24 protein-coding genes are annotated in these 25,709 nt (G+C 60.1%); 12 read left to right on the forward strand and 12 right to left on the reverse strand.

The window, feature by feature from the left end; genetic code table 11:
• Nucleotides 1-102: 102 nt before the first annotated feature.
• From rluB to AAFM31_RS05890, 6 genes are all read right to left on the reverse strand, one after another.
• On the reverse strand, nucleotides 103-1,005 hold the full coding sequence (rluB, locus tag AAFM31_RS05865; protein ID WP_341706968.1) for a 23S rRNA pseudouridine(2605) synthase RluB: 903 nt from the start codon (nucleotides 1,003-1,005) through the stop codon (nucleotides 103-105).
• A 64-nt stretch (nucleotides 1,006-1,069) separates the two neighbouring features.
• The gene (gene scpB, locus AAFM31_RS05870; RefSeq protein WP_341706969.1) at nucleotides 1,070-1,870 is read right to left on the reverse strand and encodes an SMC-Scp complex subunit ScpB; all 801 of its coding nucleotides are present in this window, start codon (nucleotides 1,868-1,870) and stop codon (nucleotides 1,070-1,072) included.
• The gene (locus AAFM31_RS05875; protein WP_341706970.1) at nucleotides 1,851-2,726 is read right to left on the reverse strand and encodes a ScpA family protein; all 876 of its coding nucleotides are present in this window, start codon (nucleotides 2,724-2,726) and stop codon (nucleotides 1,851-1,853) included. Before AAFM31_RS05875 ends, scpB begins: the two co-directional genes overlap by 20 nt.
• A gap of 3 nt (nucleotides 2,727-2,729) precedes the next feature.
• Nucleotides 2,730-3,947 carry a tryptophan--tRNA ligase gene (locus AAFM31_RS05880; protein ID WP_341706971.1) on the reverse strand — a complete coding sequence of 406 codons (1,218 nt, stop codon included), beginning with the start codon at nucleotides 3,945-3,947 and terminating at the stop codon, nucleotides 2,730-2,732.
• A gap of 86 nt (nucleotides 3,948-4,033) precedes the next feature.
• Nucleotides 4,034-4,678 (reverse strand): L-threonylcarbamoyladenylate synthase, encoded by a 645-nt coding sequence (locus AAFM31_RS05885; RefSeq protein ID WP_341706972.1) that lies wholly within the window; start codon nucleotides 4,676-4,678, stop codon nucleotides 4,034-4,036.
• Between the two features lie 30 nt (nucleotides 4,679-4,708).
• Entirely contained in the window at nucleotides 4,709-5,563 is an 855-nt protein-coding gene (locus AAFM31_RS05890; RefSeq protein ID WP_341706973.1) for a PHP domain-containing protein, read from the reverse strand.
• A gap of 162 nt (nucleotides 5,564-5,725) precedes the next feature.
• Here AAFM31_RS05890 and AAFM31_RS05895 point away from each other — a divergent pair, with 162 nt between their 5' ends.
• The 5 genes from AAFM31_RS05895 to AAFM31_RS05915 all read left to right on the forward strand — a co-directional run bounded on the left by AAFM31_RS05895 (nucleotide 5,726) and on the right by AAFM31_RS05915 (nucleotide 8,957).
• Nucleotides 5,726-6,028 (forward strand): YciI family protein, encoded by a 303-nt coding sequence (locus AAFM31_RS05895; protein WP_341706974.1) that lies wholly within the window; start codon nucleotides 5,726-5,728, stop codon nucleotides 6,026-6,028.
• Between the two features lie 15 nt (nucleotides 6,029-6,043).
• Complete coding sequence (locus tag AAFM31_RS05900) at nucleotides 6,044-6,457, forward strand: hypothetical protein (RefSeq protein WP_341706975.1); 414 nt, start codon at nucleotides 6,044-6,046, stop codon at nucleotides 6,455-6,457.
• A complete protein-coding gene (locus tag AAFM31_RS05905) occupies nucleotides 6,454-7,134 on the forward strand; it encodes a response regulator (RefSeq protein ID WP_341707014.1) in 681 nt (226 codons plus the stop codon). The genes AAFM31_RS05900 and AAFM31_RS05905 overlap by 4 nt, the downstream gene beginning before the upstream one ends.
• A gap of 103 nt (nucleotides 7,135-7,237) precedes the next feature.
• Nucleotides 7,238-7,603, forward strand: coding sequence for a Spy/CpxP family protein refolding chaperone (locus AAFM31_RS05910; RefSeq protein ID WP_341706976.1), 366 nt, complete (start codon nucleotides 7,238-7,240; stop codon nucleotides 7,601-7,603).
• A gap of 22 nt (nucleotides 7,604-7,625) precedes the next feature.
• Entirely contained in the window at nucleotides 7,626-8,957 is a 1,332-nt protein-coding gene (locus tag AAFM31_RS05915; RefSeq protein ID WP_341706977.1) for a HAMP domain-containing sensor histidine kinase, read from the forward strand.
• A gap of 1 nt (nucleotide 8,958) precedes the next feature.
• Here the strand turns inward: AAFM31_RS05915 and AAFM31_RS05920 are convergent, their stop codons facing one another.
• Both AAFM31_RS05920 and AAFM31_RS05925 read right to left on the reverse strand, forming a co-directional pair.
• A complete protein-coding gene (locus AAFM31_RS05920) occupies nucleotides 8,959-9,525 on the reverse strand; it encodes a nitroreductase family protein (protein ID WP_341706978.1) in 567 nt (188 codons plus the stop codon).
• Between the two features lie 5 nt (nucleotides 9,526-9,530).
• Entirely contained in the window at nucleotides 9,531-10,562 is a 1,032-nt protein-coding gene (locus AAFM31_RS05925; RefSeq protein ID WP_341706979.1) for an AraC family transcriptional regulator, read from the reverse strand.
• 191 nt (nucleotides 10,563-10,753) lie between these two features.
• Between AAFM31_RS05925 and AAFM31_RS05930 the strand changes: the two genes are divergently transcribed.
• The 3 genes from AAFM31_RS05930 to AAFM31_RS05940 all read left to right on the forward strand — a co-directional run bounded on the left by AAFM31_RS05930 (nucleotide 10,754) and on the right by AAFM31_RS05940 (nucleotide 13,247).
• The gene (locus tag AAFM31_RS05930) at nucleotides 10,754-11,080 is read left to right on the forward strand and encodes a DUF962 domain-containing protein (RefSeq protein WP_341706980.1); all 327 of its coding nucleotides are present in this window, start codon (nucleotides 10,754-10,756) and stop codon (nucleotides 11,078-11,080) included.
• Nucleotides 11,081-11,186: 106 nt separating this feature from the next.
• A complete protein-coding gene (locus AAFM31_RS05935) occupies nucleotides 11,187-11,759 on the forward strand; it encodes an HD domain-containing protein (protein ID WP_341706981.1) in 573 nt (190 codons plus the stop codon).
• Between the two features lie 108 nt (nucleotides 11,760-11,867).
• Nucleotides 11,868-13,247, forward strand: coding sequence for an adenylate/guanylate cyclase domain-containing protein (locus AAFM31_RS05940; protein ID WP_341706982.1), 1,380 nt, complete (start codon nucleotides 11,868-11,870; stop codon nucleotides 13,245-13,247).
• An 8-nt stretch (nucleotides 13,248-13,255) separates the two neighbouring features.
• Here AAFM31_RS05940 and AAFM31_RS05945 read toward each other — a convergent pair whose 3' ends face one another.
• Nucleotides 13,256-14,074, reverse strand: coding sequence for a UDP-2,3-diacylglucosamine diphosphatase (locus AAFM31_RS05945; RefSeq protein ID WP_341706983.1), 819 nt, complete (start codon nucleotides 14,072-14,074; stop codon nucleotides 13,256-13,258).
• Nucleotides 14,075-14,234: 160 nt separating this feature from the next.
• Between AAFM31_RS05945 and AAFM31_RS05950 the strand changes: the two genes are divergently transcribed.
• The gene (locus tag AAFM31_RS05950; RefSeq protein ID WP_341706984.1) at nucleotides 14,235-16,412 is read left to right on the forward strand and encodes a patatin-like phospholipase family protein; all 2,178 of its coding nucleotides are present in this window, start codon (nucleotides 14,235-14,237) and stop codon (nucleotides 16,410-16,412) included.
• Between the two features lie 12 nt (nucleotides 16,413-16,424).
• Here AAFM31_RS05950 and recQ read toward each other — a convergent pair whose 3' ends face one another.
• Nucleotides 16,425-18,554 carry a DNA helicase RecQ gene (gene recQ, locus AAFM31_RS05955; protein WP_341706985.1) on the reverse strand — a complete coding sequence of 710 codons (2,130 nt, stop codon included), beginning with the start codon at nucleotides 18,552-18,554 and terminating at the stop codon, nucleotides 16,425-16,427.
• A gap of 120 nt (nucleotides 18,555-18,674) precedes the next feature.
• Between recQ and AAFM31_RS05960 the strand changes: the two genes are divergently transcribed.
• The 3 genes from AAFM31_RS05960 to AAFM31_RS05970 all read left to right on the forward strand — a co-directional run bounded on the left by AAFM31_RS05960 (nucleotide 18,675) and on the right by AAFM31_RS05970 (nucleotide 21,997).
• Entirely contained in the window at nucleotides 18,675-19,262 is a 588-nt protein-coding gene (locus tag AAFM31_RS05960) for a UPF0149 family protein (RefSeq protein ID WP_341706986.1), read from the forward strand.
• A 102-nt stretch (nucleotides 19,263-19,364) separates the two neighbouring features.
• The gene (locus AAFM31_RS05965) at nucleotides 19,365-20,033 is read left to right on the forward strand and encodes a transglutaminase-like cysteine peptidase (protein ID WP_341706987.1); all 669 of its coding nucleotides are present in this window, start codon (nucleotides 19,365-19,367) and stop codon (nucleotides 20,031-20,033) included.
• A 17-nt stretch (nucleotides 20,034-20,050) separates the two neighbouring features.
• Nucleotides 20,051-21,997, forward strand: coding sequence for a LapD/MoxY N-terminal periplasmic domain-containing protein (locus AAFM31_RS05970; RefSeq protein WP_341706988.1), 1,947 nt, complete (start codon nucleotides 20,051-20,053; stop codon nucleotides 21,995-21,997).
• A gap of 49 nt (nucleotides 21,998-22,046) precedes the next feature.
• On the opposite strand, the gene AAFM31_RS05975 is transcribed toward AAFM31_RS05970, so the two are convergent.
• Nucleotides 22,047-22,385, reverse strand: coding sequence for a tryptophan synthase subunit beta (locus tag AAFM31_RS05975; RefSeq protein WP_341706989.1), 339 nt, complete (start codon nucleotides 22,383-22,385; stop codon nucleotides 22,047-22,049).
• Nucleotides 22,386-22,484: 99 nt separating this feature from the next.
• A partial coding sequence (locus AAFM31_RS05980; protein WP_341706990.1) for a VWA domain-containing protein occupies nucleotides 22,485-25,709 on the reverse strand: 3,225 nt, incomplete at its 5' end.

Raw genomic sequence — 25,709 nt, forward strand, 5'->3', positions numbered from 1 at the left:
TCACGGGAGCGACAACAACCGCAAGTGCCGTAATTACCTCAAAGGTGTTAACCGCAACCCGCTCGTGACAAATATTTGTCACGAGCGGAAAAATCCGACAGCTCACCGCCCGCGTGGAGGCTTGCGTCCGCCGCGCGGCTGACGGGCCTGGTGCATGGACGGCTTGCGCGCCAGACGTTGCAGCTTTTCCTTGTCGCTGGTTTTCATCGCTGGCAGGGCAATCGGCTCCAGGCCGACTTCCATACTGAGCGCATCCAGCTCGTTCTGCTTCAGCTCGCGCCAGCGGCCGACCGGCAACTCAGCACCAAGGAATACCGGCCCAAAGCGAACCCGCTTGAGGCGGTTGACGCGCACGCCCTGAGATTCCCACAGGCGACGCACTTCGCGGTTGCGACCTTCCATCAGACAAACGTGGAACCAGCGGTTGATACCTTCGCCGCCGGAGGACACGATGTCGGTGAACTTGGCCGGACCGTCTTCCAGCATGACGCCTTCCTTCAGCCGCTCGATCATCTCGTCGTCTACCTCACCCATGACGCGCACCGCGTATTCGCGGTCCATCTGCCAGGAAGGGTGCATCAGGCGGTTAGCCAGCTCACCGTCAGTGGTAAACAGCAGCAGGCCGCTGGTATTGATGTCGAGGCGACCGACGTTGATCCAGCGGCCATGCTTGAGGCGCGGCAGGCGATCAAAGACGGTCGGGCGACCTTCCGGATCATCGCGGGTACACACTTCGCCTTCCGGCTTGTTGTAGAGCATAACCCGGCGCACGACTTCGGAGCTGAGGTCGCGGCGCAGCGGGCGTTCATCGATGCTGATCTGATCCATGCTGTCAACGCGGCAGCCAAGCTCGGCGCGCTGACCGTTCACGCTGACGCGACCGGCTGCAATCCAGCCTTCTACTTCGCGGCGCGAGCCCAGCCCCATGCGGGCCAGGACTTTCTGCAGTTTTTCACCAGCGACAGGAGCCGCCGGGCTGTCATTCACTTCAAATTCGTCGGTCATTGGAGCACCTCCCGGTGTAGATAAAAGCGGAGCAGGATAACACCGACACCGAGCGCCAGCTATATCAGTTCATAGGCTCTTCGTCGGAATCATCTGCCTGATCCGGTGCATCGGCAACCGGCATGTCCGCAACCGGCATGTCATCAAAGTCACTCTTGAGATTGGCTTCCATCGCATTAAGCTCATCAAGCAGATTGCGAAAGCCGCTTTGACCTTCTTCCGAATCCAGCGGCTTGAGCGGCTCGACCGGCAGCCAGGGTTCATCAATAGCCACGTCAGCAGTTGCAGACTGCTCACCCTCTCCGGACAAGGCCAACTCGGGCTCCAGGTCCAGCTCATCCATATCACGAACCGCCGCCAGCGGGGGCAACTCGTTCAGGCTGCGCAGGTTGAAGTAGTCGAGAAACTGGCGAGTGGTCGCGTACATCGCCGGTCGACCCGGCACATCGCGATGACCAACGATACGAACCCACTCGCGGTCGAGCAGGGTTTTGACAATCTGGGTGCTCACCGCCACACCGCGAATATCTTCGATCTCGCCGCGGGTAATCGGCTGACGGTAGGCGATCAGTGACAGCGTCTCCAGCAGGGCGCGCGAGTAGCGCTGCGGACGCTCCTCCCACAGCCGTGCCACCCAAGGGCCGTAGGCCTCGCGCACCTGCAGGCGCCAGCCGCTGGCGACCTCGCGCAGCTCGATGGCTCGCCCCTCGTAGCTGGCGGCAATCTTTTCCAGCGCCTTGCGAATGTCGTCGAAGCCGGGCATCCGGTCTTCATCAAAGAGCTCGCGCAGACGGTCTATCGACAACGCACGACCGGCAGCCAGCAACGCGGCTTCAATGATGTGTTCAATCGGCGGCTGACTCATCCTCCCCCCTCGCCTTGACGTGAATAGGTGCGAACGGCTCGTTCTGCACCAGATCAACCAGTTGCTCTTTGACCAACTCAAGCACCGCCATAAAGGTAACAACCACGCCGAGCTTGCCTTCGCTGGCGTTGAACAGGCTGACAAAGGGCACAAACTGCCCGGACCGCAAACGGTCCAGCACCTCGGCCATACGCTCGCGGGTCGACAGGGCCTCACGGGTAACTTGGTGACTCTCGAACATTTCCGCCCGCCGCAGCACCTCCGACAACGACAGCAGCAGCTCCTGCATGCTGACCTCCGGATGGGCCCGGCGGCTCGGCAGCTCACCCACTTCCACCCGCGCAGCCCAAGTCTCTCGGCCCATGCGCGGCAGCGCGTCAATATCCTCGGCGGCTTTCTTGAAACGCTCGTACTCCTGCAGGCGCCGGATCAGCTCGGCACGCGGATCGCCCTCCTCGTCCTCCATTTCTTCAGGACGCGGCAGCAACAGGCGGGATTTGATCTCGGCGAGCATGGCCGCCATCACCAGGTACTCGGCCGCCAACTCCAGTCGCACGGCCTTCATCAATTCGACGTAGGACATGTACTGGCGGGTAATTTCGGCGACCGGGATGTCGAGAATATCGATATTCTGCTTGCGAATCAGATAAAGCAGCAGATCAAGCGGCCCCTCGAAGGCCTCGAGAAAGACTTCCAGCGCTTCGGGGGGAATATAGAGATCCTGCGGGACTTCGGTGTAGGCCTCGCCGTAGACAACCGCTAACGGCAACTCCTGCTGACGACCAACGCCGCGGGCACGATCGACCGCGGCATCGGCGTCTGGGCTGACCTCAGCGTCCTGCGTTGGGTCAGCCATCGTTTACGGCCGGTACTGCAGGCCCATGGCCTGGCGCACTTCAATCAGCGTATCGCGTGCGGCATCACGGGCGCGCTCAGTACCTTCGTTGAGAATAACGCGGACGGCATCCGGGTTAGCCTCGTACTCGGCGGCGCGCTGCTGCATCGGTTCGAGCTCAGCACTGATCGCGTCGATGATCGGCTTCTTGCAATCAATGCAGCCGATGCCGGCGCTACGACAACCTTCCTGCACCCAGTCATGGGTGGCCTTGTCGGTATAGACCTGATGCAGCTGGAAGACCGGACACTTGGCTGGATCACCCGGATCGTTACGACGCACTCGGGCCGGGTCGGTCGGCATGCGACGGACCTTTTCCGAAACTTCGTCGGTGGTGTCACGCAGGGTAATGGTGTTGCCGTAGGACTTGGACATCTTCTGGCCATCCAGACCTGGCATCTTCGAGTCCGGCGTCAGCAGTGCCTGCGGCTCCGGCAGAATGACCTTGCCGCCGCCTTCCAGATAACCAAACAGACGCTCCTGATCACCCAGCGTGATGTTCTGCTGTTCCTTGAGCAGCGCGCGCGCGGTTTCCAGTGCTTCGGCGTCGCCCTGCTCCTGATAGGCCTTGCGCAGCGAGGAGTACAACTTGGCAGACTTCTTGCCCATCTTCTTGATGGCCGCTTCGGCCTTTTCTTCGAAACCGACTTCCTTGCCATACAGATGGTTGAACCGGCGCGCGACTTCACGCGTGATCTCGACGTGCGCGACCTGGTCGGCACCCACCGGCACCTGGCCAGCGCGATAGATCAGGATATCTGCACTCTGCAGCAGCGGATAGCCGAGGAAACCGTAGGTCGCCAGATCGCGATCCTTGAGCTTTTCCTGCTGATCCTTATAGGTCGGCACACGCTCAAGCCAGCTGACCGGCGTGACCATCGACAGCAACAGGTGCAGCTCAGCGTGCTCAGGCACCTGCGACTGGATAAACATGGTTGACGAGGTGCCGCTGACCCCGGCTGCCAGCCAGTCGATCAGCATGTCCCAGACGTTCTGCTCAATGCTCTGCGGATCTTCGTAGTGGGTGGTCAGTGCGTGCCAGTCGGCAGCGAAGAAAAAGCACTCGTACTCGTGTTGCAGCTTCACCCAGTTTTTCAGCACGCCGTGATAGTGGCCCAGATGCAGACGCCCGGTGGGGCGCATGCCTGACAGAACCCGGCGCTGCGAATCGACAGAACTCAAGGGGAACTCCTGAAAAAGACGTATTGTGATATTTGGTCAGCGGCGATTATACCGATAATGCGCCAAGCGTCAGCGCCCGGCGCCATTCAGTCAAGAATTTCATCGCGGCTGAGCCCGAACGGCTCGGGATCGCCGCGCCCTTCGCGCAGCAGCTCCGCTTCACCATCAAGCAGACTGATAACCGTCGTCGGCTCGACCATGCAGGCGCCGCCATCGATAACCAAATCGACCAATTTGCCGATACGGTCACGAATCTGCTCCGGATCGGTCAACGGCAAGGTGTCGCCGGGCAACATCAGCGTCACACTCAGCAACGGCTCGCCCAAAGCCTCCAGCAGGTCCAGCGTGATCTGGTGATCCGGCACACGCAGACCGATGGTCCGGCGCTTGGGATGCAACAGCAGACGAGGCACCTCGCTGGTGGCATTAAGGATGAAGGTATACGGGCCCGGCGTGGTCGCCTTGAGCAGGCGGAAGGTAGTGTTGTCGACCTTGGCGTAGACGCCCAGTTCAGACAAGTCTCGGCAGACCAATGTGAAGTTGTGCTTGTCGTCCAACTGGCGTAACCGGCGAATGCGTTCCAGCGCTGACTTGTTGCCAAGCTGACAGCCAAGCGCATAGGCCGAGTCTGTCGGGTACGCGATCACCCCACCCTGGCGAATGACGTCGGCGGCCTGACGAATCAGCCGGACTTGCGGGTTCTGCGGGTGGATCTGAAAAAATTGACTCATGTGCCCTCTCGAGGCTGTTTTGCCTGCAGTTTAGCTGCTGAACAGCCGATCATCCCATACCGGATCACAATCAGGCGGCATAGCCGTCATGCTGCCCAGGGACGTCCAAGGTGAATCGGGGTTATGAAAGTCACTGCCACAGCTGGCCAGAAAGCCGAATTCGACCGCCAGTTTGCCGAGATAAGCGACCTGATCAACCGGCTGTTTACCATTGACCACCTCGATACCACGCCCACCAGCACCGGCGAACTCACGCAGCAGCGCCCGCAGCTTGCTGCGGGTCAGATTGTAATGCCAGGGATGGGCGATCACCGCCATACCGCCGGCAGCGCGAATCTGCCCGACAACCTCGGCCAGCGTCGGCCAATGCTGGCGAATATCACCCAGCTTGCCGGCCCCCAACCACTTGCGAAACGCCTCACCGTGATCACGCACATGTCCGGCCTGCACCATCCATTCGGCAAAGTGCGGACGCCCCGGGGGCTGGGAAACATCACCTCCGGCTGCCTGCTGCACCGCAACTGCACCGTCAAAAGCACCGGGCATGCGCTTACCCGCCAGCCGATCACTGATCTGCTGAGCGCGACTCCAGCGCCCCTCACGAACCGCCGCCAGCGCATTGACCATCGCCGGAGCGGACAGATCAAAACCATAACCAAGGATATGCAGGGTGTTACCGAACCACTGAGCCGACATCTCCACCCCGCTGACCCAGCGCACACCCAGCGCCTTGGCCGTTGCAGCAGCCTGCTCCTGACCGTCGATACAGTCATGGTCGGTGAGGGCAACCAGATCAACGCCCGCCTCCTTCACCCGCTGCATCAGCACGTCAGGACTCAAGCTGCCATCTGAGGCAGTACTGTGCATGTGCAAGTCGACAATCACGGAAACTCTCCTGGCGGGTTGCTTGACGCAGCGGCGGGGCTTTCGCCTATTATGCCGCCTATGCAATGACAAGCCCAAGCAGCGATTCAACGCCGCCTGCAACCGGCCTTGCCCGCCCAACAAAAACATTCGTCCGCGCGAATCAAACAGCAAGGAATCAGCATGTTCTACGCCATCATGGCCACCGATGTTCCAGATAGCCTTTCCGCACGCATGGGTGCCCGCCCCGACCATCTGGCGCGCCTGCACGTGCTGCAGGATCAAGGCCGCCTGCTGCTGGCCGGCCCCCTGCCGGCGGTCGACAGCGAGGATCCGGGCAGCGCCGGCTTCACCGGCAGCCTTGTCGTGGCCGAGTTTGCATCCCTCGCGGATGCCCAGGCCTGGGCCGATGCCGACCCGTATGTGGCCGCCGGCGTCTACCAGCAAGTAACCATCAAACCCTTCAAGCGCGTATTTCCGGCCTGATCAAGGATGTAGCCCATGTTTCGACCCCTCGCCTTTGCCCTGCTGCTCACTGGACTGATCGGCACCGTTAGCGCTCAAACCCAAGAAAATGAAACCGCACCAGAGGCTGTCGACAGCAGCGTCAGCCAACAGGATATCGGCACCCTGCAGGCAGAGCTGGCCAAGGTCGAAGCCGAGCGCCAGCGCCTGGCCGACCAGCTGGCCGCCGGCAGCAACACTGACGAGAGCGAAGCGCTAGCCCAGTTGCAGGAAGAAAATCAGCAACTGCGCAATGACAACCAGGCCGCCCGCATGGATGCCCAGGCCCGTCTCATTGCCCAACAGCAGCGCTGGTTTCTGATCGGCGGCCTAGCGGTTGCAGTGAGCCTGCTGCTCGGTTTCATGCTGGCCAAAATGGGCCGCCAGAAACGCCGCGAATGGCTGAACTGACGCCAATCCTGATCATCGATGACGATCAGGAGCTCTGCGACCTGCTGCGCGACTGGCTGGCGACGGAGGGTTTTACTCTAAGCGCCCGTCACGACGGGCCCAGCGGGCTGCAGGCCGCGCAGTCCAACACCTACGCGGCGATCATCCTCGATGTCATGCTACCCGGCATGAACGGCTTGGAAATCCTGCGTGCATTGCGGCAACACTGCAGCACACCGCTACTGATGCTCAGTGCTCGCGGCGAACCGGTTGACCGCATCCTCGGTCTCGAGCTTGGCGCAGACGACTATCTGGCCAAGCCCTGCGATCCGCGCGAGCTGGTCGCCCGCCTGCGCGCGCTCCTGCGCCGCAGCCAACCAACCCAAGACAACGGCAGCGACGTGCTGACCCACGCGGGCCTGCGGCTGGACGGCGGTAACCTGATGGCCTGGCTGGATGACGCCCCCCTGCAATTGACGCAAAGCGAAGCCCTGATTCTGCGCGCCCTTATGTCCCGGCCTGCACAGGTGGTGGACCGCCAGACGCTGTCACGCGAGGCACTCGGCAAGCCTCTGGGCAACTATGATCGCAGCCTGGACATGCATATCAGCAACCTGCGTCGCAAACTGGGGCCGTATCCTGACGGTCGCCCACGCATCCAGTCGATCCGCGGGCGCGGCTATCTGCTTGGCAGCTGATTTACACAATCTTTACCAAGTACAGGCGGCCGCTGACACAGCACGCTCTAGACTCTGCAGGCAATGAGCGGATTCCCCGGTCAGACACCAACGGAGAACGACCATGAAAAAGACCCTGCTTGCTACTGCCCTGCTGCTGACCACCAGCCTGTCTGCCAGCCTGATGGCGGCCCCAGCGCCTGCCGACATGCCAATGCCACCCCGAGACGGCATGCTGCACGAACGCGGTTTTGAACGCATGGCTGAAGAGCTGTCGCTGACTGACGAACAAAAAGCTCAGCTGAGCCAGATTCGTGAAGAGGAACGCGCCAAGTTCCATTCCCTGCGCGAAGAAAGCAAAGCGCGATTTGACGCCGTACTGACTGCAGAGCAGCGGCAGAAGATGGAACAACTGCGCGATCAGCGCCACGAGCGTATGCAGGAGCATCGAGAAGGCCGTATGCCGCGCGGCGAGCCCTGCACCCACTGACGCCTAACCAAGAGAACGCTGCATGCGCCTGTTCTGGAAAGTATTCGCCGTACTCTGGCTGGCAACCCTGCTGGTCGGCGGCTCTGGCTTTCTGGTCAGCCGCGCATTGCAGCAAGATTGGTTACTGCTGCAACTGAACCCCGAGCTGCGCGACTTTGCCGCGCAGCTTACAACCGTTTACGAGCAGGACGGCGCCGCCGCCGCCCAGGTTTGGCTGGAGGCCCAGCGCCGCGAGAACCACCTTCGCGCGCGCCTGTTTGACGCCGCCGGCGACAGCTTGCTGCCAGGCACGCTACCGCGGTTACCCCGCTTTCAGGCCGAGCCGCCGCCGAGTCGGCCAGGGCCACCACCAGAACTACCCGGCCGCGGCCGTCTGATTCAACTCGCCTGGAACACTGACCAGGCAAGCTACATCGTCACCCTGCACGTCCCGGCGCCGACCCTCTGGCGCAGTCAGCGTGCACCGGTCGCCATGCTGCTCAACATCGGCTTGGCGCTGACGCTGCTGACCCTGCTCAGCCTGGTGCTCAGTCGCTATCTGACCCGCCCGCTGCGAGAACTGGGCAGCGCAGCGCAGTCGCTGGCCAAGGGAGAATTCAAAGCAGCCAGCCTGCAGAAGACCGCCGAACGCCGCGATGAAATCGGCGAACTGGCCCGCCGTTTCGAAAGCATGGCCGAGCAGGTGCAGTCACTGCTCGACAGCCAGCAGCAGTTGCTGCGCGATGTCTCCCACGAGTTGCGCTCACCGCTGGCCCGCCTGCGGGTCGGCCTGGCGCTGGGCAGCCAGAAAAACCTGCCGCAGGACGACCCGCTCTGGCAGCGCCTTGATCGCGAATGCGACCGACTGGATCAGTTGATTGACGGCATCCTGACCCTGAGCCGACTGGATACCCAGCGCGAGCCCGCCAGCCAATTCGAGCTGGATGGCGTGCTGATGCAGGTTGTTGAGGACGCCCGTTTCAGCGCCCCCGACCTGACCCTGACACTGACAGGGAAAAGCCAGCTGACGCTGACAGGCTGGCCCGATCAGCTCGCCGCAGCGTTCGACAACCTGCTGCGCAACGCCGTGCGCTTCAGTCCCGAACAGGGCCAGATCGACATCAGTGTGCATCGTGAGGCGGGTATGGCGTTGATTCGGATAGATGACCAAGGCCCGGGGGTAGCGGCTGAATGGCTAGGCAAACTCGGCGAGCCGTTTGTCCGGGTGCCGGGCCAGCGTGCTGACAGTGGATATGGCCTTGGCCTGACCATCGCCCGCCGAGCCGTCGCTCGGCACGGCGGCAGGCTGTCGTTCTCGAACAACCCGGCAGGCGGCCTGCGGGTCGACATCAGCCTGCCAACCGCCCGGCGCTGAGTCAGCCCTCAGCTGGCCAGCGGCTGAAGAACTGATCCACATCCAGCGCCGGCACCGCCTTGCGCTCGCCGGCGGGGTGGCCGACATAGAGAAACGCTGAGATCTGCTCGTTGTCGGCCAACGCCAACCCCTCTCGCACCACCGGGTGGTAGGCCAGCGCACCAGTCCGCCAAACCGCACCCAGCCCCATCGCATGAGCCGCCAGCAGCATGTTGCCGACCGCAACACCGCAGGCCAGATCCTGTTCGATCACCGGCACCTTGGCATGTTCCTGATGCCGGCTGATCGCGATAATCATCAACGGTGCCCGCAACGGCAGCCCCTGATAGCGCGCGAGGGTGTCCGCCGAAAGGTCTGGCGTGTCTGCCAGCGCCGCCCGGCCAAATACCTCGCCCAAAGCATCCAGCCCGTCACCCTCAATCACCATAAAGCGCCACGGGCGCAAATAGGCATGATCAGGGGCGCGCAGGGCAGCGCGGAACATCGCCTGTTGCTGCTCGGCTGTTGGCGCCGGGCCAACCAGGCGCGGGACGGAAACCCGCTCATGCAGCATGGTCAAGGCATCCACGGGTATCATTCCTCCTCGGACTGTTCCTGCAATACCTGCTCGCGATACTGGCCCGGCGGCAAACCGAACCAGCGCTTGAAGGCACGAAAAAAGTTGCTCGGATCAGCAAAGCCCAACATGCAGGCGATCTCGAACAAGGTGAGTTGGGGTTGACCCAGATACTGCAACGCCAGTTCCCGGCGGGTGCGCTCGAGCAGTTGCTGGAAGCAGACCCCCTCCTCCTGCAGACGACGCTGCAAGGTGCGGGTACTCATGTTCATCGCGCTGGCGACCGTCTGCCGTTTGGGCTCGCCCTGGGGCAACAGCCGACATAGCACTTGGCGAGTCTGGTGGGTCACCGGGTCCGCTTCAAAGCGCGCCAGAAAATCGCCGGCGAACCGGTCGTGCAGCTTCGCCAAGCTTTCGTTAGCGGTAGCCAACGGCGCCTCCATCACCTGACGCGACATCAGCAGCGAGTGGGCAGGCGCATTAAACTCAAGCGGGCACTGGAACAGCTCTCGATAAGGTGCCAGATCCGCCGGTTCGGCACGGGCAAAGGTCGCCTTGAGCGGCACAATAGGTTGCGCCGTCATCCAGCGACAGAATGCCAACGCGTAGGCCATGGCAGCCTCGACGCTCTGCTGCGCAGCTGGCAGGCGATCACCGTGAATGGCGAACTGCAAACGGCAGGTGTCCGGTTCGATCTGCATCAGCATGTCAGCCGATTCGCCAATCAGACGCTGGTAGCGGACGACCCGCCCAAAGCCCTCGCGCAGCGTGCGGCTCGACATCAGCGAATACCCAACCACACTGAAGTGGCCGGGGCGCACGACCTTGGCCATATTCAGACCAATAGCCGCATTGCCGCTTCGCTCAACCGCCAGATGCCAAACACGCGTCATGCTGTCCTGCACGATCCGCGCATCAGGGTCGTTCAGCACCTCGCTGTCGAGCCCGAGCTCCTGGAACAAAGCGGCAATATCCAGCCCATCAACGGCCAACGCATGGCCGATGGCCGAAACCCAACCTGCTGATGTGGTCCGTGCTGCGCGCTCCATGGTCTCTCGATATTGTCTGCTGATGATCCGGCGAACTGGTTTTTATGTCCGGCGGCTGATCATAGACTAAAGTTGAAGTGAAGAAAAAACCTGTGCTACCGCGCTTGGCCGCCAGAGTCATTCAGCAGGTCAGGCACGCTCGGTATGCTGGCTCGCAGTCCATTGACCCCAGACACCCGCCGGATTCCGCCATGAACGATTCAACCCACAACACACCACCCCAGTTCCGCTCATTCGCGGAGTTCTACCCCTACTACCTCAGCGAGCACAGCAATGACGTCTGTCGCCGTCTGCACTATGCCGGCAGCTGCCTGGTCGTTGCCTTGCTGCTCTACACGCTATTCAGCGGCAACTGGTGGTGGCTGCTGGCGCTGCCCGTCGCCGGATACGGCTTTGCATGGGTTGGCCATTTCTTCTTCGAACACAACAAACCAGCGACCTTTACCCACCCGCTCTACAGCCTGATGGGCGACTGGGTGATGCTGCGCGACGCGCTGACGGGACGGATTCGCTTCTGATTGCAGCGAATGCAGGGACTGTCTGCAGCGCGACAGTCACTTTCTCCTATCGGTTCTATGATGCATTCGCAGCCTGACCCAAATAGATAACAAGAGGAGATCAATCATGGGTGAGCAACACGCTACTTTCCGTGCCATGCAAGACGGTACCGCTGAAGACTGGAGCATCATCTCCGAACACTTCCGTCCGTTTGCCAAGAACCTGCCTGACCGTATCCTCACCCACCTGCGTCTGCTCGACGGTGACTACGGCGGATTCCCGATCGACCGCCTGGAGCACTCCATCCAGACCGCGACCCGCGCCCACCGTGACGGCCGTGACGAAGAGTACGTGATCTGTGCCCTGCTGCACGATATCGGTGACACGTTGGGTAGCTACAACCACCCGGACATTGCCGCCGCGATCCTGAAGCCGTTCGTCAGCCCGGAAAACCTGTGGATGATCGAAAAGCACGGCATCTTCCAGGGCTACTACTTCTTCCATCACCTGGGCATGGATCGTCACCTGCGCGAGCAGTTCAAGGATCATCCTCAGTACCAGTACACCATCGATTTTTGCGCCCTCTACGACGCACCGGCATTTGACCCGGACTACGAAAGCGAGCCGCTGGAGTTCTTCGAGCCGATGCTGCGTCGCGTATTCGAAAAGCCGCGCAACACCATCTACAAAATCGAGTAAGTCTCAAGCCGATCCGCGCGGCATTGTTCGCCGCGCGGATTACGGCCTATCATGCGCAGTCACGGACACCCGCTCGGTGCTCTTTCCTGGCCACGGAATCGACTGAACATGACCACCGACACTCGCACTGCGCCTGTCAAACCACCGCTCGAAGGCTACTACTCCCGCGTCATTGCCTACCTGTGTGTCGCTTTAACCTTCAGCGCACTACTGGTCGAGCGCGGCCATCAGCTCGTATACCTGGCCACCATCCTCTACGCTCTGATCTACCCCCAGTTGGCACAATTTCTTGGCCTTCGTTTGCCGCAAAGCCGCACCATTCCAAAACGTCTGGCACTGCTGGCAATGGACGCCTTCCACACCGGCGTCTTCATCGCACTGGTGGGCTTCAGCTTCGTACCCGCCCTGGTGTTCTTTCTGCTCATGGGCTTTTCCTGCCTGATCGCCGGAGGCTCGACCTATCTGATCGCCGGCAGCCTGCTCAGCGCCGCAGGGACAATGCTCAGCGTCGCCGTGTTCCAGCCAGACATCACCCTTGCCAGCTCTGCCCTGGTCACCCTCGCGGCACTCACAAGCGGTGGGTTCTACCTCCTGATCATGGCCGCCTTTGTGCACAAACAGGGATATACCCTGGAGCAGGCGCAACTGCAGTTGCAGCGCGAACAGGAAAAAACCGCGCGTCTGGCTGCCAACCTGTCCAAATACCTGTCACCGCAGGTTTGGGAGTCCATTTTCTCTGGCAAGCGCAGCGCCAAGCTGGAAACCCGGCGCAAGAAGCTGACCGTCTTCTTCTCGGATATTCGCGGCTTTACCGAGCTGGCCGAAGAGCTGGAAGCCGAAGCGCTCACTGACCTGCTGAACAACTACCTCGACGAGATGTCGCGCATCGCGCTGCAATACGGCGGCACCATCGACAAGTTTGTCGGCGACTGCGTGATGGTGTTTTTCGGCGACCCCAAAACCCGCGGGGCCAAGCAGGACGCCGAAGCCGCCGTGTCCATGGCCATTGCCATGCGCAAGCACATGAAGGTCCTGCGGCAGCAGTGGCGCAGCCGCGGCATTACCAAACCGCTGGAAATTCGCATGGGGCTGAGTACCGGCTACTGCACCGTCGGCAACTTCGGTACCGCGACCCGCATGGACTACACCATCATCGGCCGCGAAGTGAATCTGGCCAGTCGCCTGGAAGGCGCAGCCGATGCCGGCGAGATTCTGATCTCGCACGAAACCTACTCACTGGTGAAGGAACTGATCATGTGCCGGGACAAGGGCCAGATCAGCGTCAAGGGCTTCTCCCGTCCGGTGCAGATTTACGAAGTGGTTGGTCTGCGCCGCGAACTAGGCGCAGCGCCGACCTTCGTTGAGCACGAGCTGACCGGTTTCTCGATGTACCTGGACACCAACCACGTGCGCAACTACGACAAGGAGCAAATCATCAAGGCGCTGGAACAAGCCGCTCGCAAGCTGCGCGACAAGGTGATCGTCTAGGAGCGCTCTCAGGCGGCGCTGCCCTCCAGCGCCTCCTCAACCGGCTGCAACCCTGCCGCCGCTCCCTCATGCCAGCGGTACAACTCGATCCGGCCATCCTGGTGCTCGATCAGCGCCGTGCACGACTCAACCCAGTCACCGCAGTTCAGATAGTCGATACCACTGACCTCGCGGATCTCGGCGTGGTGGATGTGGCCGCAGACCACTCCTTCAAACCCGCGCTTGTTGCACTCGTGGGCCAGCGCCTCTTCGAACTCACTGATGAAGTTGACTGCTTTCTTCACCCGATGCTTGAGATAGGCCGACAGCGACCAGTATCCCAAGCCGAAGCGGCTGCGCCAGTGGTTCAGCCAACGGTTGAGCACCAGGCTGAACTCGTAGGCATGATCACCAAGGAATGCCAACCAACGGTGACAACGCGTAATCACATCGAACTGGTCGCCGTGAATAACCAGCAGGCGGCGACCGTCCTTGCACTGGTGCACCGCTTCATCGACCAGTTCGATATTGCCCAGCAACAGACTGGAATAGCGACGCAGAAACTCATCGTGGTTACCTGTCACATACACCACCCGCGTGCCGCGCTTGCTCATGGTCAGAATCCGGCGCAGAACGTTGGTATGCGCCTGCGGCCAGTAAATGCCCTTGCGCAACCGCCAGCCGTCGATGATGTCACCAACCAGATACAGCTGATCGCATTCGTAGGATTTGAGGAAGGTCGCCAGCTTGTCTGCCTGGCAGCCGCGGGTCCCCAGATGGAGATCCGATATCCAAAGGGTTCTTACCCGCTGTTTATGTTCCGCTGGCAACGACACTGCCGTGTTCATACGCCTGTCTCCTCGGAAAGTTGACTTCACGCTACGCGCCCGCGGTGACCGGATTGTGGCATTGCAATGACAGCAAAATGACAACGCGAGCAGGCCGCATCCCAATGCACCTTCGTATACAATGACCCGCTTTAGTCGCCGCCTCGTCCGGAACACCACCATGCTCAAACGCCTCTTGCCATTGCTGTTGCTGATTCTCTCGGGCTGGACCGTGGCCGAGCCCCTGCGCACCGGCCTGGTGCTGTCCGGCGGTGGTGCACGCGGCCTGGCGCACATCGGCGTACTCAAGCAGCTGGAACAGATGAACATTCCGATCCACGCGATTGCCGGTACCAGCATGGGTGCGGTGATCGGCGGCCTGTACGCCTCCGGCTACAGCGCCGACGAACTGGAAAAACTGGCGCTTGGCCTGGACTGGCAGAATGCCCTGAGCGACTCACCGGACCGTGAAGACATTCCCTATCGCCGCAAGCAGGACGATCGAGACTTTCTGGTCAAGCAACGACTGACCTTCAACAACGGCGTACTCAGCTTCCCGCTCGGCCTGCTGCAGGGGCAGAACATGGGCGTGGTGCTGGAAAGCCTGCTGGTGCACACCAACGAGATCGACGACTTCGACCAACTGCCGATCCCTTTCCGGGCCGTTGCTACCGATATCGCAACCGGTGAAGCCGTGGTGTTCGACCATGGCCACCTGCCACTGGCGATTCGTGCCAGTCTGGCCTTGCCCGGGTTCTTTGCCCCGGTTGAAGTTGATGGGCGCCTGCTGGTGGACGGGGTGCTGAGCAAGAACATACCGATTGATGTCGCGCGTGCGATGGGCGTCGACCGGGTCATTGTGGTCGACATCGGCACACCGCTGAAGTCCGCCAGCGAGCTGACCTCGGTGCTCGACATCATGGACCAGACCACTACGCTGCTGACGCGCACCAACACCGAAAAGCAGCTGGCCACCATGACCGACCGCGACCTGCTGCTGCAACCGCAGCTGGGCAACATGGGCTTCAGCAGTTTCGCCGAAACCCAGCAGGCCATCGACGCAGGCGCACGCAGCCTGGCTGAGGCTAACGGAGTGCTCGCTTTCGTCGCGCCGGACGACGCCGACAGTGGCGGTAACCTCGCCAGCAGCCGACCGCAGCGCCAGGCCATCATCCATGCCATTGAAGTCGACAACAGCGGCAAGGTTGCCGACGAAGTCGTACTCGGCATGATTCGCCAGCCGATCGGCGAGCCGCTGAACCTTGCCCGCCTGCAGACCGACATGGGCACCATCTACGGCACCGACTACTTCAGCCGCGTGACCTACGAAGTGGTCCACGAAGAAGGACGCAACACCCTGCTGGTGCATACCGCAGGCCGCCGCACTGGCACCGACTACCTGCGTCTGGGTTTGAACCTGGTCGATGACTTCGAGGGCGACAGCCAGTACAACTTTGGCGCCAGTTTCCGTGTGAACGGCCTCAACCCGCTGGGCGCCGAGTGGCTGACCCGCCTGCAGATCGGCTCCGACCAGGAGCTGTACACCGAGTTCTATCAGCCACTGGACTACGGATCACGGTACTTTATCGCGCCCTTTATCGATGCCGAGGCACGAAACATCGACGTGATCGACGATGATGATCCAGTTGTAGCCTACCGTCAGAAACGTTACGGAGCAGGTTTGAACCTCGGCCGCCAGATCGCCAACAGCGGTGAAGTGAGATTTGGGCTATCACGCTATCGCGGCAACTCGCGGGTTCGTATCGGTGATCCTGACCTGCCTTCGATCGATTTCAACGAAGCCTTCTACTCGCTGGAGATCGACCGCGACACCCTCGACGATGTCAACTTCCCGCACTCGGGCGAAGAGGCCCGCCTAAGTTGGCGTCAGTCCGAGCCGGATATCGGCGCCGACGAGCGTTACCAGCAGATCGAGTTCAAGGCCAACAAGGCATTCGGCTTCGGCCCCAACAGCTTGCAGGTGGGTGGTTTCATCGGTCGCACGGACAGCGACGTCGATGTGGCACAGAGCAGCTTCCGCCTTGGTGGCCCAGGCTGGTTCTCAGGCTTCCGTCAGGACGGCCTGGCCGGCCAGAACTACCAGCTTGGACGCCTGGTCTACTACCGCCGCCTGACCCCCAGCTACTTCGACGCCCTCAGCCTGCCGTTCTACCTCGGCGCCAGTCTCGAGTATGGCCGGGTCTACAATCGGGACGACGCCGGGTTCGATACCGGCTACTTTGGCGCCGGCAGTCTGCTGATGGGCATGGATACGCTGGTTGGCCCGCTGTTCTTCGGGCTTGGTGTCAACGAGGAAGGCCATGAGGCCCTGTATATGAAACTGGGGCAGACGTTCTGAGGCGTCAACGCCTCAGCCGTTAATCTCCAGCACCAGGGCGGCACGGATACAGTGCAACACGCCCTCCTCGATCGGCTCATCCAGCTCTCGAGCAAGCGTGCGGACACCCGGCAGGTCATCGCCATCATGATTGAGAAACGCATCCTGCAAACGCTCAATCTGTGCCGGTCCCATGTCGACTGCCTGCTCCAGAGTCAAGTTGCCAGTGCTGATTGCCTGCGCCAACTGACCATATACCTTGCGCAAAGGCTGCCCGAGCTGCTGTGCTGCCTGTTCGGCACTCATACCCGCGCGCACCATCGCGATTGCCTCATGGGCCTCGCGCTGCTCCTGCGCCTCAGCTGCGCTGCCATTGCCGTCCAGTACCTGCAGAAAGTCAGCGCCGTAGCGCTCCAGCTTGTGTGAGCCAACACCGCTGACCAGCGCCATGTCCTGCAGCGTGGTCGGCCGTTGGCGCAACATGTCGACCAGCGTGTTGTCGGTAAAGATGACATAGGGTGGCACTCCGTGCGCATCGGCCAGCCGCTTGCGCAGCGCCCGTAACGCCTCCCATAGATCACGATCGGCCTCAGCAATAACCGGCTTGTTGCTGCCGCGACTGCCCCAGGCCGCGGGTTTGCTGACATCTTTACGCAGCTGCAGGCTTTCCTCACCACGCAGCAGCGGACGACAACGCTCAGTGAGGCGCAGGCTCCCGTAGCCATCTAGATCCACTTCAACCAGCGACCGGGCAATCAACTGACGGAACACCGAACGCCATTCGTTCTCGCCCAATGATTTGCCAATGCCATATGTGGAAAGGTGCTGATGGCCGGCACTGCGAATCTTCTCGTTGTCGCGCCCGAGCAGAATATCGATCAGATGCCCGACGCCATAACGCTGGCCGCTGCGATAGATCGTCGACAGCGCCATACGGGCCGGCTCACTGCCGTCCCAGGTCACGACTGGCTCCTGGCAGTTATCACAGTTGCCACAGGGCTGTTCCAGCGTCTCACCGAAATAGCCCAGCAGCGTCTGCCGACGGCAGGTTGTCAGCTCACACAACGCCAGCATCGCGTCTAGCTTATGCCGTTCAATACGCTTGTGACGCTCGTCACCCTCCGACCCCGCCATGATCTGATTGAGCATCAGCACATCCTGCAGGCCGTAAGCCATCCAGGCATCGGCAGCGAGGCCATCACGACCGGCGCGACCGGTCTCCTGGTAGTAGGCCTCCACACTCTTGGGCAGATCCAGATGCGCAACGAAGCGCACATTGGACTTATCGATCCCCATACCGAAGGCAATCGTCGCCACCATCACCAGCCCTTCCTCGTTAAGAAAACGACGCTGGTGGGTTGAGCGCAGGTCCTGAGGCAAGCCTGCGTGATAGGGCAATGCCGGCCACCCCTGTTCACACAGCCAGGCCGCAGTCTCCTCTACCTTCTTGCGCGACAGGCAGTAGACAATGCCCGCCTCGCCCTTGTGCTCGCGCAGAAAACCCAGCAACTGCTGCCGGGGCTTATCCTTGGGGACAATTCGGTAAAAGATATTGGGCCGGTCAAACCCGGAGATGAAGCAAGCGGCGTTCTCCAGTTTCAGCCGCTGGCTCATCTCTTCACGGGTACGCTCGTCGGCGGTCGCAGTGAGCGCCATGCGTGGCACGCCGGGGAATAGCTCTGCCAGTTGACCGAGCTGCAGGTACTCCGGCCGGAAATCGTGCCCCCATTGGGAGACACAGTGAGCTTCGTCGATGGCGAATAACGCAATCTCGAGCGACTGCAGGAAGTTCAAGGTACGCGGCTTAAGCAAGCGCTCCGGAGCAAGATAGAGAAAATCCAGCTCGCCGGCGCGCATCTGCCTGGCCACCTCGCGCTGAGCATCCTCGTCCAGCGTTGAGTTCAGCGCAGCAGCATTCAAGCCCAACTCGTTGAGCGTCGCGACCTGATCATCCATCAACGCGATCAACGGCGAGACCACAACAGTCAACCCTGGACGCAGCAGCCCCGGCACCTGATAGCACAGTGACTTGCCACCACCGGTTGGCATCAGTACCAGCGCGTCACCGCCGCAGGCCACCTGATCAATGATGTCGGCTTGCTGACCACGGAACTCGCCGTAGCCAAACACGTTCTTGAGTTGCTGCAGTGCTTGCTCGCGCATGGGTCTCCTCACCGGTGCCAATTCCCTGAATGGGCAGAATCAGCGGCCGCAGAGTATAACGCCTTTGGCAATTTCCCGGTGCATGCGTAAAATGCCCGGACAACCACAGAGAGGTGTCCCATGTCCTTCAATGACCAACTCCAGCGCCTGCAAGCTTTTCTGGACGCCGATGACCTGCACGACGAAGCGCTGGATTACATGGCCGCCTGCGGCTACCTGACTGCGCTGGCAATCAGCCCGGAGCCAGTAGCCGACGAAGAAATGCTCGCCGAGCTGTTCGCTGAAACCCCGAACTACGAAAGTGACGAACAGCAGGAAGCCATCATCAGCACCCTGCTGGAGCTCAAGTCACGCATCGCCCGAGAGCTGGCGAGTGATGAAGATCTGGAACTGCCGTGCGAACTGAGCCTGGGTGACGAGCCCGACTACTCTGACCTGCGCAGCTGGTGCATCGGCTTCATGGAAGGGGTGTTCCTGCGTGAAGAGGCCTGGTTCAGCGACGACGAAGAATTGGTCAGCGAGCTGCTCCTGCCAGTCATGGTTGCCTCCGGTCTGTTCGCCGATCAACCAGAGTTCGCCGAAATCGACAAGGACGAGGACATGGTCGAAGACATGGCCGAGCATATCCCGCAAGTGCTCACCCAGCTATTTCTGCTGTTCCATGCACCGGAAGAAAAGCCTCGCCCGGCCCTGCTCAAGCGCTCCTGATCAATATCCGCAGACAAGTGCGTGCGGCAGCATGACGAACCGCGCGCACTTGCCTACACTGAACGGCACTACCTCGGCTGACACTGCCAGAATGCCAATACAGTGAAAACATCCCTCCGCTCATGGTCACTGCTGCCTGCCAGCTTGCTGCTGGTCGCACTCTCCGCGATCGGCTGGGACTACGAGCAGATATTCGCCCGAATAAACACGCTCTACCGCCCAGACATGCAAGCACAATGGCGCCTGCAGGAATGGCGCACCATGCTGGACAACAGTCAAAGCCTGACCGACCAACAGAAGCTGGAAACAATAAACGGCTTTTTCAATCAGCGTCTGCGCTTCAGCGATGACATCAATGTATGGGGCCAAGTCGATTACTGGGCATCACCAGCCGAGTCGATGGTTAAAGGTGCAGCCGACTGTGAAGACTACTCCATCGCCAAGTTCTTCAGCCTGCGCCGTGCTGGCATCCCAAATGAGCAGCTGCGCCTTACCTACGTCAAAGCGATAGAGTTAAATCAGGCACACATGGTACTGACCTACTATGCGACCCCTGATAGCGAACCGCTGGTGCTCGATAACCTGACTGATCGCATCCTGCCGGCCTCGCGGCGCGGTGACCTGCTTCCGGTCTACAGCTTTAATGCAGAGGGGCTGTGGCTTGCGGGCCGCGGCAACTCACAGAGTGGCTCGGCCAAGCAGCTGTCACGCTGGCAGGATCTGTTGAAGAAGATGCAGAACGAGGGCTTTGATGACCTCCGTCTACCCTGAGTAAAGAGGAACCAACCATGTCACTGGTGAAACAGCTCATCCTGGCCATCTGCCTGTTCTTGCTGGTTGCGTTCAGCGGGAGTTTTCTGGTCAGCCTGGAGAGCTCACGCAATCAGCTGCAGACCCAACTGCGCTCCCACGCGCAGGATGCTGCGACGGCGCTCGGTTTGTCCCTCACCCCGCACGTGCAGGATCCGGCAATGATCGAACTCATGGTCAGTTCGATTTTCGACAGTGGCTATTTCGCGCGTATCAGGGTCTACGCGGTCAGCGACGGACAAGTAGTTGTAGAGCGGGTCCGCAGCCTGGATGAAACCAAGGCGCCCAGCTGGTTCGTCAAGCTGGTTAACCTGCAACAACAGTCGGGTGACGCCATCGTCATGAACGGCTGGCAGCAGTTCGCCCGCGTCGAAGTCGTCAGCCACCCCCAGTTCGCCCTTAACAAACTGTGGGATAGCGCCCTCGGAACACTGGCCTGGCTGGTGGTCTGTGGTCTGTTCAGCGCCCTCTTTGGCGCCCTGCTGCTCAAACGGCAACTGATGCCATTGATGTCCATGGCTGATCAGGCAGAAGCCATTACTCGACGCGAATACCGCACACTGCCAAGAATTCCGCGCACGCCAGAGCTCAAGCACGTCGTCATGGCCATGAACCAGATGGTCGGCAAGCTGAAGACCCTATTCGAAGAGGAAGCAGCACAGACCGAACATTATCGCCGTCAGGCCTATCATGACGCGCTGACTGACCTGCCAAACCGCCTGGCGTTCGATCACGCCCTGGCCGCAGCACTCACCTCTGCCGAGAATCTGGAAGGCCACCTGCTGGGCCTGCGAGTTTCAGACCTGAACCAGATCAACCAGCAACTCGGTGGGGCCCAAACAGATGCGCTGCTCAAAAGCATTGGCGGTCAGCTCAAAGCCTTGCAAGAGGCCAACCCGAGCTGGCTTTTCTGCCGCTCACGGGGTGGCGAATTCCTCATTCTTGCGCCGGGCAGCGACCTTGCCACCGTCCAAACCCTCGCGGAACAACTGGCGAGCCAAACCGCTTCGCTGGAAGCGCTGACCTCACTGGAGGACCAACAGCCGCTGGAACTGGGCATTGCGGCCTATCGCATGGGCGATGACAACAAGCAGGTACTTGGTCGGGTTGATCAAGCCATGACCGAATCAAGCCTGAGCGGGGCTACCATCAAGCCCGGCTACAAACCTGCAAGCGAGGAAGGGCAGGCGCTGAATAGCAGCCATGAATGGCGCACCCTCCTTGAAGCCGCACTCAAGAACTTCAGATTCACTCTGCACTTCCAGCCTGTGTTACAGGGCCCGGAGCTGAAGCAATTACTACATCAGAAGCTGCTGGTTCGCATGCAAGGTGCCGATGGCAACCTGATGATGGCGGGTCAATTCCTGCCGTGGGTTGAGCGGCTGGGGCTGTCTGCAGCCTTTGACCGCTGCATGGTCGGCTTGGCGCTGTCGCATCTGCAACGTCACCCCGGTCCGCTGGCGCTGAGCATTACCAACGACACCCTGCACAGCGCCGAGAATCGCAAACAGATTCGACAGCTATTGGAGCAGCACCGCGCTGAAGCCGCCTACCTGACCCTTGAGGTCGATGCTCGTTACCTGCAGAACTGCGACGATCTCGCCAGCCTGGCTCAGGACCTGCGGCCGCTGTCCGTCCAGCTTGGCCTGCAGCACTTTGGTCGCCAGCTGAGTCTGATCGGCGAACTGGCGCTTATCGGCTTGAGCTACCTGAAGATCGAGAGCAGCTTCATCCGCGATCTCGACACCGAGAGCGACAAACACCTGTATCTGGAAGCACTGGTGCGCACAGCGCAGCGCATTGACTTGCTGCTGATTGCCGAGCAAGTACAAAGCTCAGGCGAGATCAGTGCCCTGCAGCAATTGGGGATTGAAGCCATGCAAGGTAGAGCTCTGGCCGAGCCAGCAGAATGGAACAACCGTTAAGACATTACCCAGTGCCCTGCAGCGTATCCACCTGCAGGGTGGGCTGTTCCTAGATCAGGACATCCTCTTCATTCTGATCAATCAAACCACTCAGCTCACTGAGCTTTGCCCGCTCAGCGGATCGGCTGTTTAACTTGGCAACCGCGGCCTCAGGCAAATCGGTGATCCGAATGACACCGCGCTGAAGAAGCACCTCAATCAAGTCCTCCAGCACCCGAATCATATCGGAGTCACTACCCTGAAGGCGCTGCAAACTCTCTCTTAGCGAACGCTCCTGCTGCCACTCCAAAAGCTCGCTTGCGTCATCGGCAAGCCACTCGGAAAAGCCGGCTCCCGCCTCACTCGACATCGCGGAGATCGCGCCGTCGGCATCACGTTTTACGTACATGAACACCCCTAATGTCGGACACCGGGTTAATGCAAAGACTATAGAACAAGGGCCGACACCGGTCACCCGGTGTCGGCCCTTGGGTACGTCTTCTACTGGTTAGACAATCAGGCTCGGATCCGGGCCTGCCAACAGGCTGTCAACATCCACACCAACGATACCCTTGAGCTGAATCACCTGATCCGCCCCGCCGGCAATGTTGCCAGCAGTACTGATGCTCAGTTGGGTGCTGTTTACGCCATCAACAGTTGTACTGCTTATCTGCAGATAATCCGCGATGTCCAGCGGGTCGATTCCACCGAGCAGAGAGCTCAGATCAAGCACGTCCTCTCCAAGTGTGAAGTCCATTACCACGTCGGTGGCAGGCAATGTAGGCAAAGCTTCATCGCCGGCCTGCCAGACAAAGGTATCGGAGCCCAAGCCGCCGTACATGACATCATCACCGGCACCGCCGATCAGGATGTCATCGCCAGCGCCGGCCATCAGCAGGTCGTCACCAGCACCGCCAACCAGCGTATCGTCACCACCCTCGGTGGTTACTTGGTCGTAGTAGCTCAGCGGATTTGCTCTCAGCTCAGCGATAACTTCTGCAGTGCTTGGCGCATGGCCGAGGGTGTCGGTCAGGTAATCAATCAATCCCTGATAACCGTTGCCCGCGTAAGGCGCACCCAAGCTGTCGGCAGTGATGGCATCACCGTAGATGATGTCATTGCCGTCAGAGCCCGTTAGCACGTCGTCGCCGATTTGCGGGACCACGACCACAGTAGACTCCAGGACCAGCTCCAAGTCTTCTGCGGTGTTGACGATATCAACCTCACCAACCGGCCCAGACACATCGGTGATACCAATAGTCACCATGCCGTTGCCTGTTGAAGAGGTGTTGTCAAAGAACCGCAGATAGTCGGTGTTCACATCGTTGCCGATACCAATGGCGTTTACCTCAACGGTGTAGCTCTGGCCTACCAGATCGGCCATCGCACCAATCGCTTCGGAAAGATCCGCTGCACTGGTGGAGGAGCCAGCGTTAAAGCCACCGCCATCAGTTGGATCACCGTTGCTGTCGAGGTGGAAGGTCGGGTCGCCGTCAGTCAGGAACAACACCATGTTCTCAAAGGTTGGTGTGCCCGGAGTTTGAGCATCAAACCACTCCTTGGCCGCCTCAAGCGCCGCTTCATAGTTGGTACCGCCCATGAAGGAGTTACCCGAGTACGTCTCCAGGCCTGCAATCGCCAACAACAGAGCACTGACCATAGCCGGACTGCTCAGCGAGTAGCTAGTAGTGGTACCCACATCCCCACCGAAGGTCACCAAACGCACATTCACCGTGCCCGAATGCGTGGACAAGTCATTGACCAGTTTGGTCAGCGATTGCTGCATCAGCTCAAGACGCGACAGGCCCGGAGTGCCGGAGGGGTCGTCCATACTCGCCGACAGGTCGACCAGCAGGGCAATGTTGTAATCATCCGGCTGATCAACGTTTTCGGTGCCGGGAATGTCGCCAATGATGATGTCATTCCCACCGGCGGAGTTGAGCGTATCGTGGTTCGACGTACCCACAATTAACTGATCAACCTGCGGATTGACCACATCCACCGAGAAGCCGTAGTCATCGACATCACCGTCGGCATCGACGATTTCAACACCGAAGTCCAGATGGGTATCTTCCGGCAACAACGACGTTTCGATATCCATGGATGTCAGGCGGATCGCATCACCATCGGCCGAATCGAATCCGCCCTGATGCTTGATGGTAACCCCGTAGAACCCTTCAATATTCAGGTCCTCGGCGCTGACAACGACAGTGAAACTTGTATCAGTCAACGGAATATTGTTCATCGTGGCGATGACGTCACCGTTCTCATCCAAGATATCAAGGCTGATCTTGGCATCGTCACCTGAGCCGTTAAAGTCGAACACCAGTGTCGCAGTGTCCACCTCTTTACGGTCATTGCTTACCGACACCGGATCGTTGACCTCGTAGAACTCCAAAGTCAGCGCTTCGTTGCGAGTGAACAGGTTATTGTCGACACCAATACCAGGGCTACTCCAGTTCACATCATCTGTAGAGCCGTTCTTGGTTGCGGTGAAGCGAATATCGGTTTCTCCCGCAAAGTTGTTGATAGCCTCAGATGCCCAGAGTTCGTCGTCGGTACCACCGTTGACACTGGTGAAGATCACACCCTCAGATCCTGTCGGGTTCGGGGTAACCATCTCGAACTCATAGGTCCCGTCCACCTTCATAAACAAGGTGAAGTAGGTGTAGCTGTCAGTGCCGTCGGCGTAGCTAACTGTCAGCAACTCGCCCTGATAGTCAACTCCGTCGTAGATGTCCTCACGTTCGGCAGTAAAGGCTTCGCCCAAACTGGCGGCATCAAAACTGAGGTTGATACCACTTTCCAAGTCCGCCATCACATCAGAGAGACCATCCGCACCGGCGCTGTAAGACCAGTTACCTATGGTCACACCCGACTCGTTAACAGCGGTCATATCTTCCACCGCGGTGATCAGCGGAACGGTGTCATAGACCCGGATGCTGACCTGTACTGGCTCAAGCTGATTGGTTCCGTCCGACGCGGTGTAATAAAAACTATCAGTCAGGAACGGGTCGGCCAGCGGATGGTCAAGCACCGGCGCCTCGTAGGTAAACTCGCCGTTGGCATAGATGGTCACCGTGCCGCCTAGCGCAGTCACAAGCACTGCACCGCTGCCTGTCACGTTAGTGCCAGACGTGCCATCTGAGTTGTTGGATACGCTAGCGACCGACAAGCCTGCAGGGTCGTTGAACAGCACCCCATTAATTGTCCCGCTGGCGTCGGTATCCAGCGTATCGCCTTCAGTGACTTGATATTGGTCAGGTTGAGCAACCGGAAGAACATCATTGTCTTCGATCAGACCTTCAACCGTAGTGCTGCTGCCCAGATCCGCACCGGTGACCGAGGTCAGCGTCATGTGCAGGTTTTCAAAGGTGCCCACACCACCCTCAAACACCAGGTCATCCACGGTCGGGATAACAATGCTGCCGGTGGTGCTACCAGCCGGAATGATCACGCTGCCGGTGAGGACAACCGGGACGATGTCGCCCGATTCAGCCGTCCCATCCAGCGTCAGCTGCCAGTTCACCGTCACCGGTTCGTCCGACGCACCGCTCATGGTGATGCCGAATACCAGATCCTGGCCTTCAACCACCTGCGAACCCACACCCTGCACTTCGTCAAGATTGACGACCGGGGTGCCTTCGTTGTCTTCGATCAGACCTTCAACCGTGGTGGTGCTGCCCAGATCCGCACCGGTGACCGAGGTCAGCGTCATGTGCAGGTTTTCAAA

The organism is Halopseudomonas sp., assembly GCF_038130085.1.
In the GTDB taxonomy this organism is placed as follows: domain Bacteria; phylum Pseudomonadota; class Gammaproteobacteria; order Pseudomonadales; family Pseudomonadaceae; genus Halopseudomonas.

Coding starts and splice junctions, on each gene's coding strand:
- AAFM31_RS05900 (WP_341706975.1), top strand. CDS start 6,044: ATGTTTCGACCCCTCGCCTTTGCCCTGCTGCTCACTGGACTGATCGGC.
- AAFM31_RS05950 (WP_341706984.1), top strand. CDS start 14,235: ATGCTCAAACGCCTCTTGCCATTGCTGTTGCTGATTCTCTCGGGCTGG.
- AAFM31_RS05940 (WP_341706982.1), top strand. CDS start 11,868: ATGACCACCGACACTCGCACTGCGCCTGTCAAACCACCGCTCGAAGGC.
- AAFM31_RS05925 (WP_341706979.1), bottom strand. CDS start 10,562: ATGGAGCGCGCAGCACGGACCACATCAGCAGGTTGGGTTTCGGCCATC.
- AAFM31_RS05960 (WP_341706986.1), top strand. CDS start 18,675: ATGTCCTTCAATGACCAACTCCAGCGCCTGCAAGCTTTTCTGGACGCC.
- AAFM31_RS05910 (WP_341706976.1), top strand. CDS start 7,238: ATGAAAAAGACCCTGCTTGCTACTGCCCTGCTGCTGACCACCAGCCTG.
- AAFM31_RS05945 (WP_341706983.1), bottom strand. CDS start 14,074: ATGAACACGGCAGTGTCGTTGCCAGCGGAACATAAACAGCGGGTAAGA.
- scpB (WP_341706969.1), bottom strand. CDS start 1,870: ATGAGTCAGCCGCCGATTGAACACATCATTGAAGCCGCGTTGCTGGCT.
- AAFM31_RS05930 (WP_341706980.1), top strand. CDS start 10,754: ATGAACGATTCAACCCACAACACACCACCCCAGTTCCGCTCATTCGCG.
- AAFM31_RS05970 (WP_341706988.1), top strand. CDS start 20,051: ATGTCACTGGTGAAACAGCTCATCCTGGCCATCTGCCTGTTCTTGCTG.
- AAFM31_RS05935 (WP_341706981.1), top strand. CDS start 11,187: ATGGGTGAGCAACACGCTACTTTCCGTGCCATGCAAGACGGTACCGCT.
- AAFM31_RS05875 (WP_341706970.1), bottom strand. CDS start 2,726: ATGGCTGACCCAACGCAGGACGCTGAGGTCAGCCCAGACGCCGATGCC.
- rluB (WP_341706968.1), bottom strand. CDS start 1,005: ATGACCGACGAATTTGAAGTGAATGACAGCCCGGCGGCTCCTGTCGCT.
- AAFM31_RS05885 (WP_341706972.1), bottom strand. CDS start 4,678: ATGAGTCAATTTTTTCAGATCCACCCGCAGAACCCGCAAGTCCGGCTG.
- AAFM31_RS05895 (WP_341706974.1), top strand. CDS start 5,726: ATGTTCTACGCCATCATGGCCACCGATGTTCCAGATAGCCTTTCCGCA.
- AAFM31_RS05975 (WP_341706989.1), bottom strand. CDS start 22,385: ATGTACGTAAAACGTGATGCCGACGGCGCGATCTCCGCGATGTCGAGT.
- AAFM31_RS05915 (WP_341706977.1), top strand. CDS start 7,626: ATGCGCCTGTTCTGGAAAGTATTCGCCGTACTCTGGCTGGCAACCCTG.
- recQ (WP_341706985.1), bottom strand. CDS start 18,554: ATGCGCGAGCAAGCACTGCAGCAACTCAAGAACGTGTTTGGCTACGGC.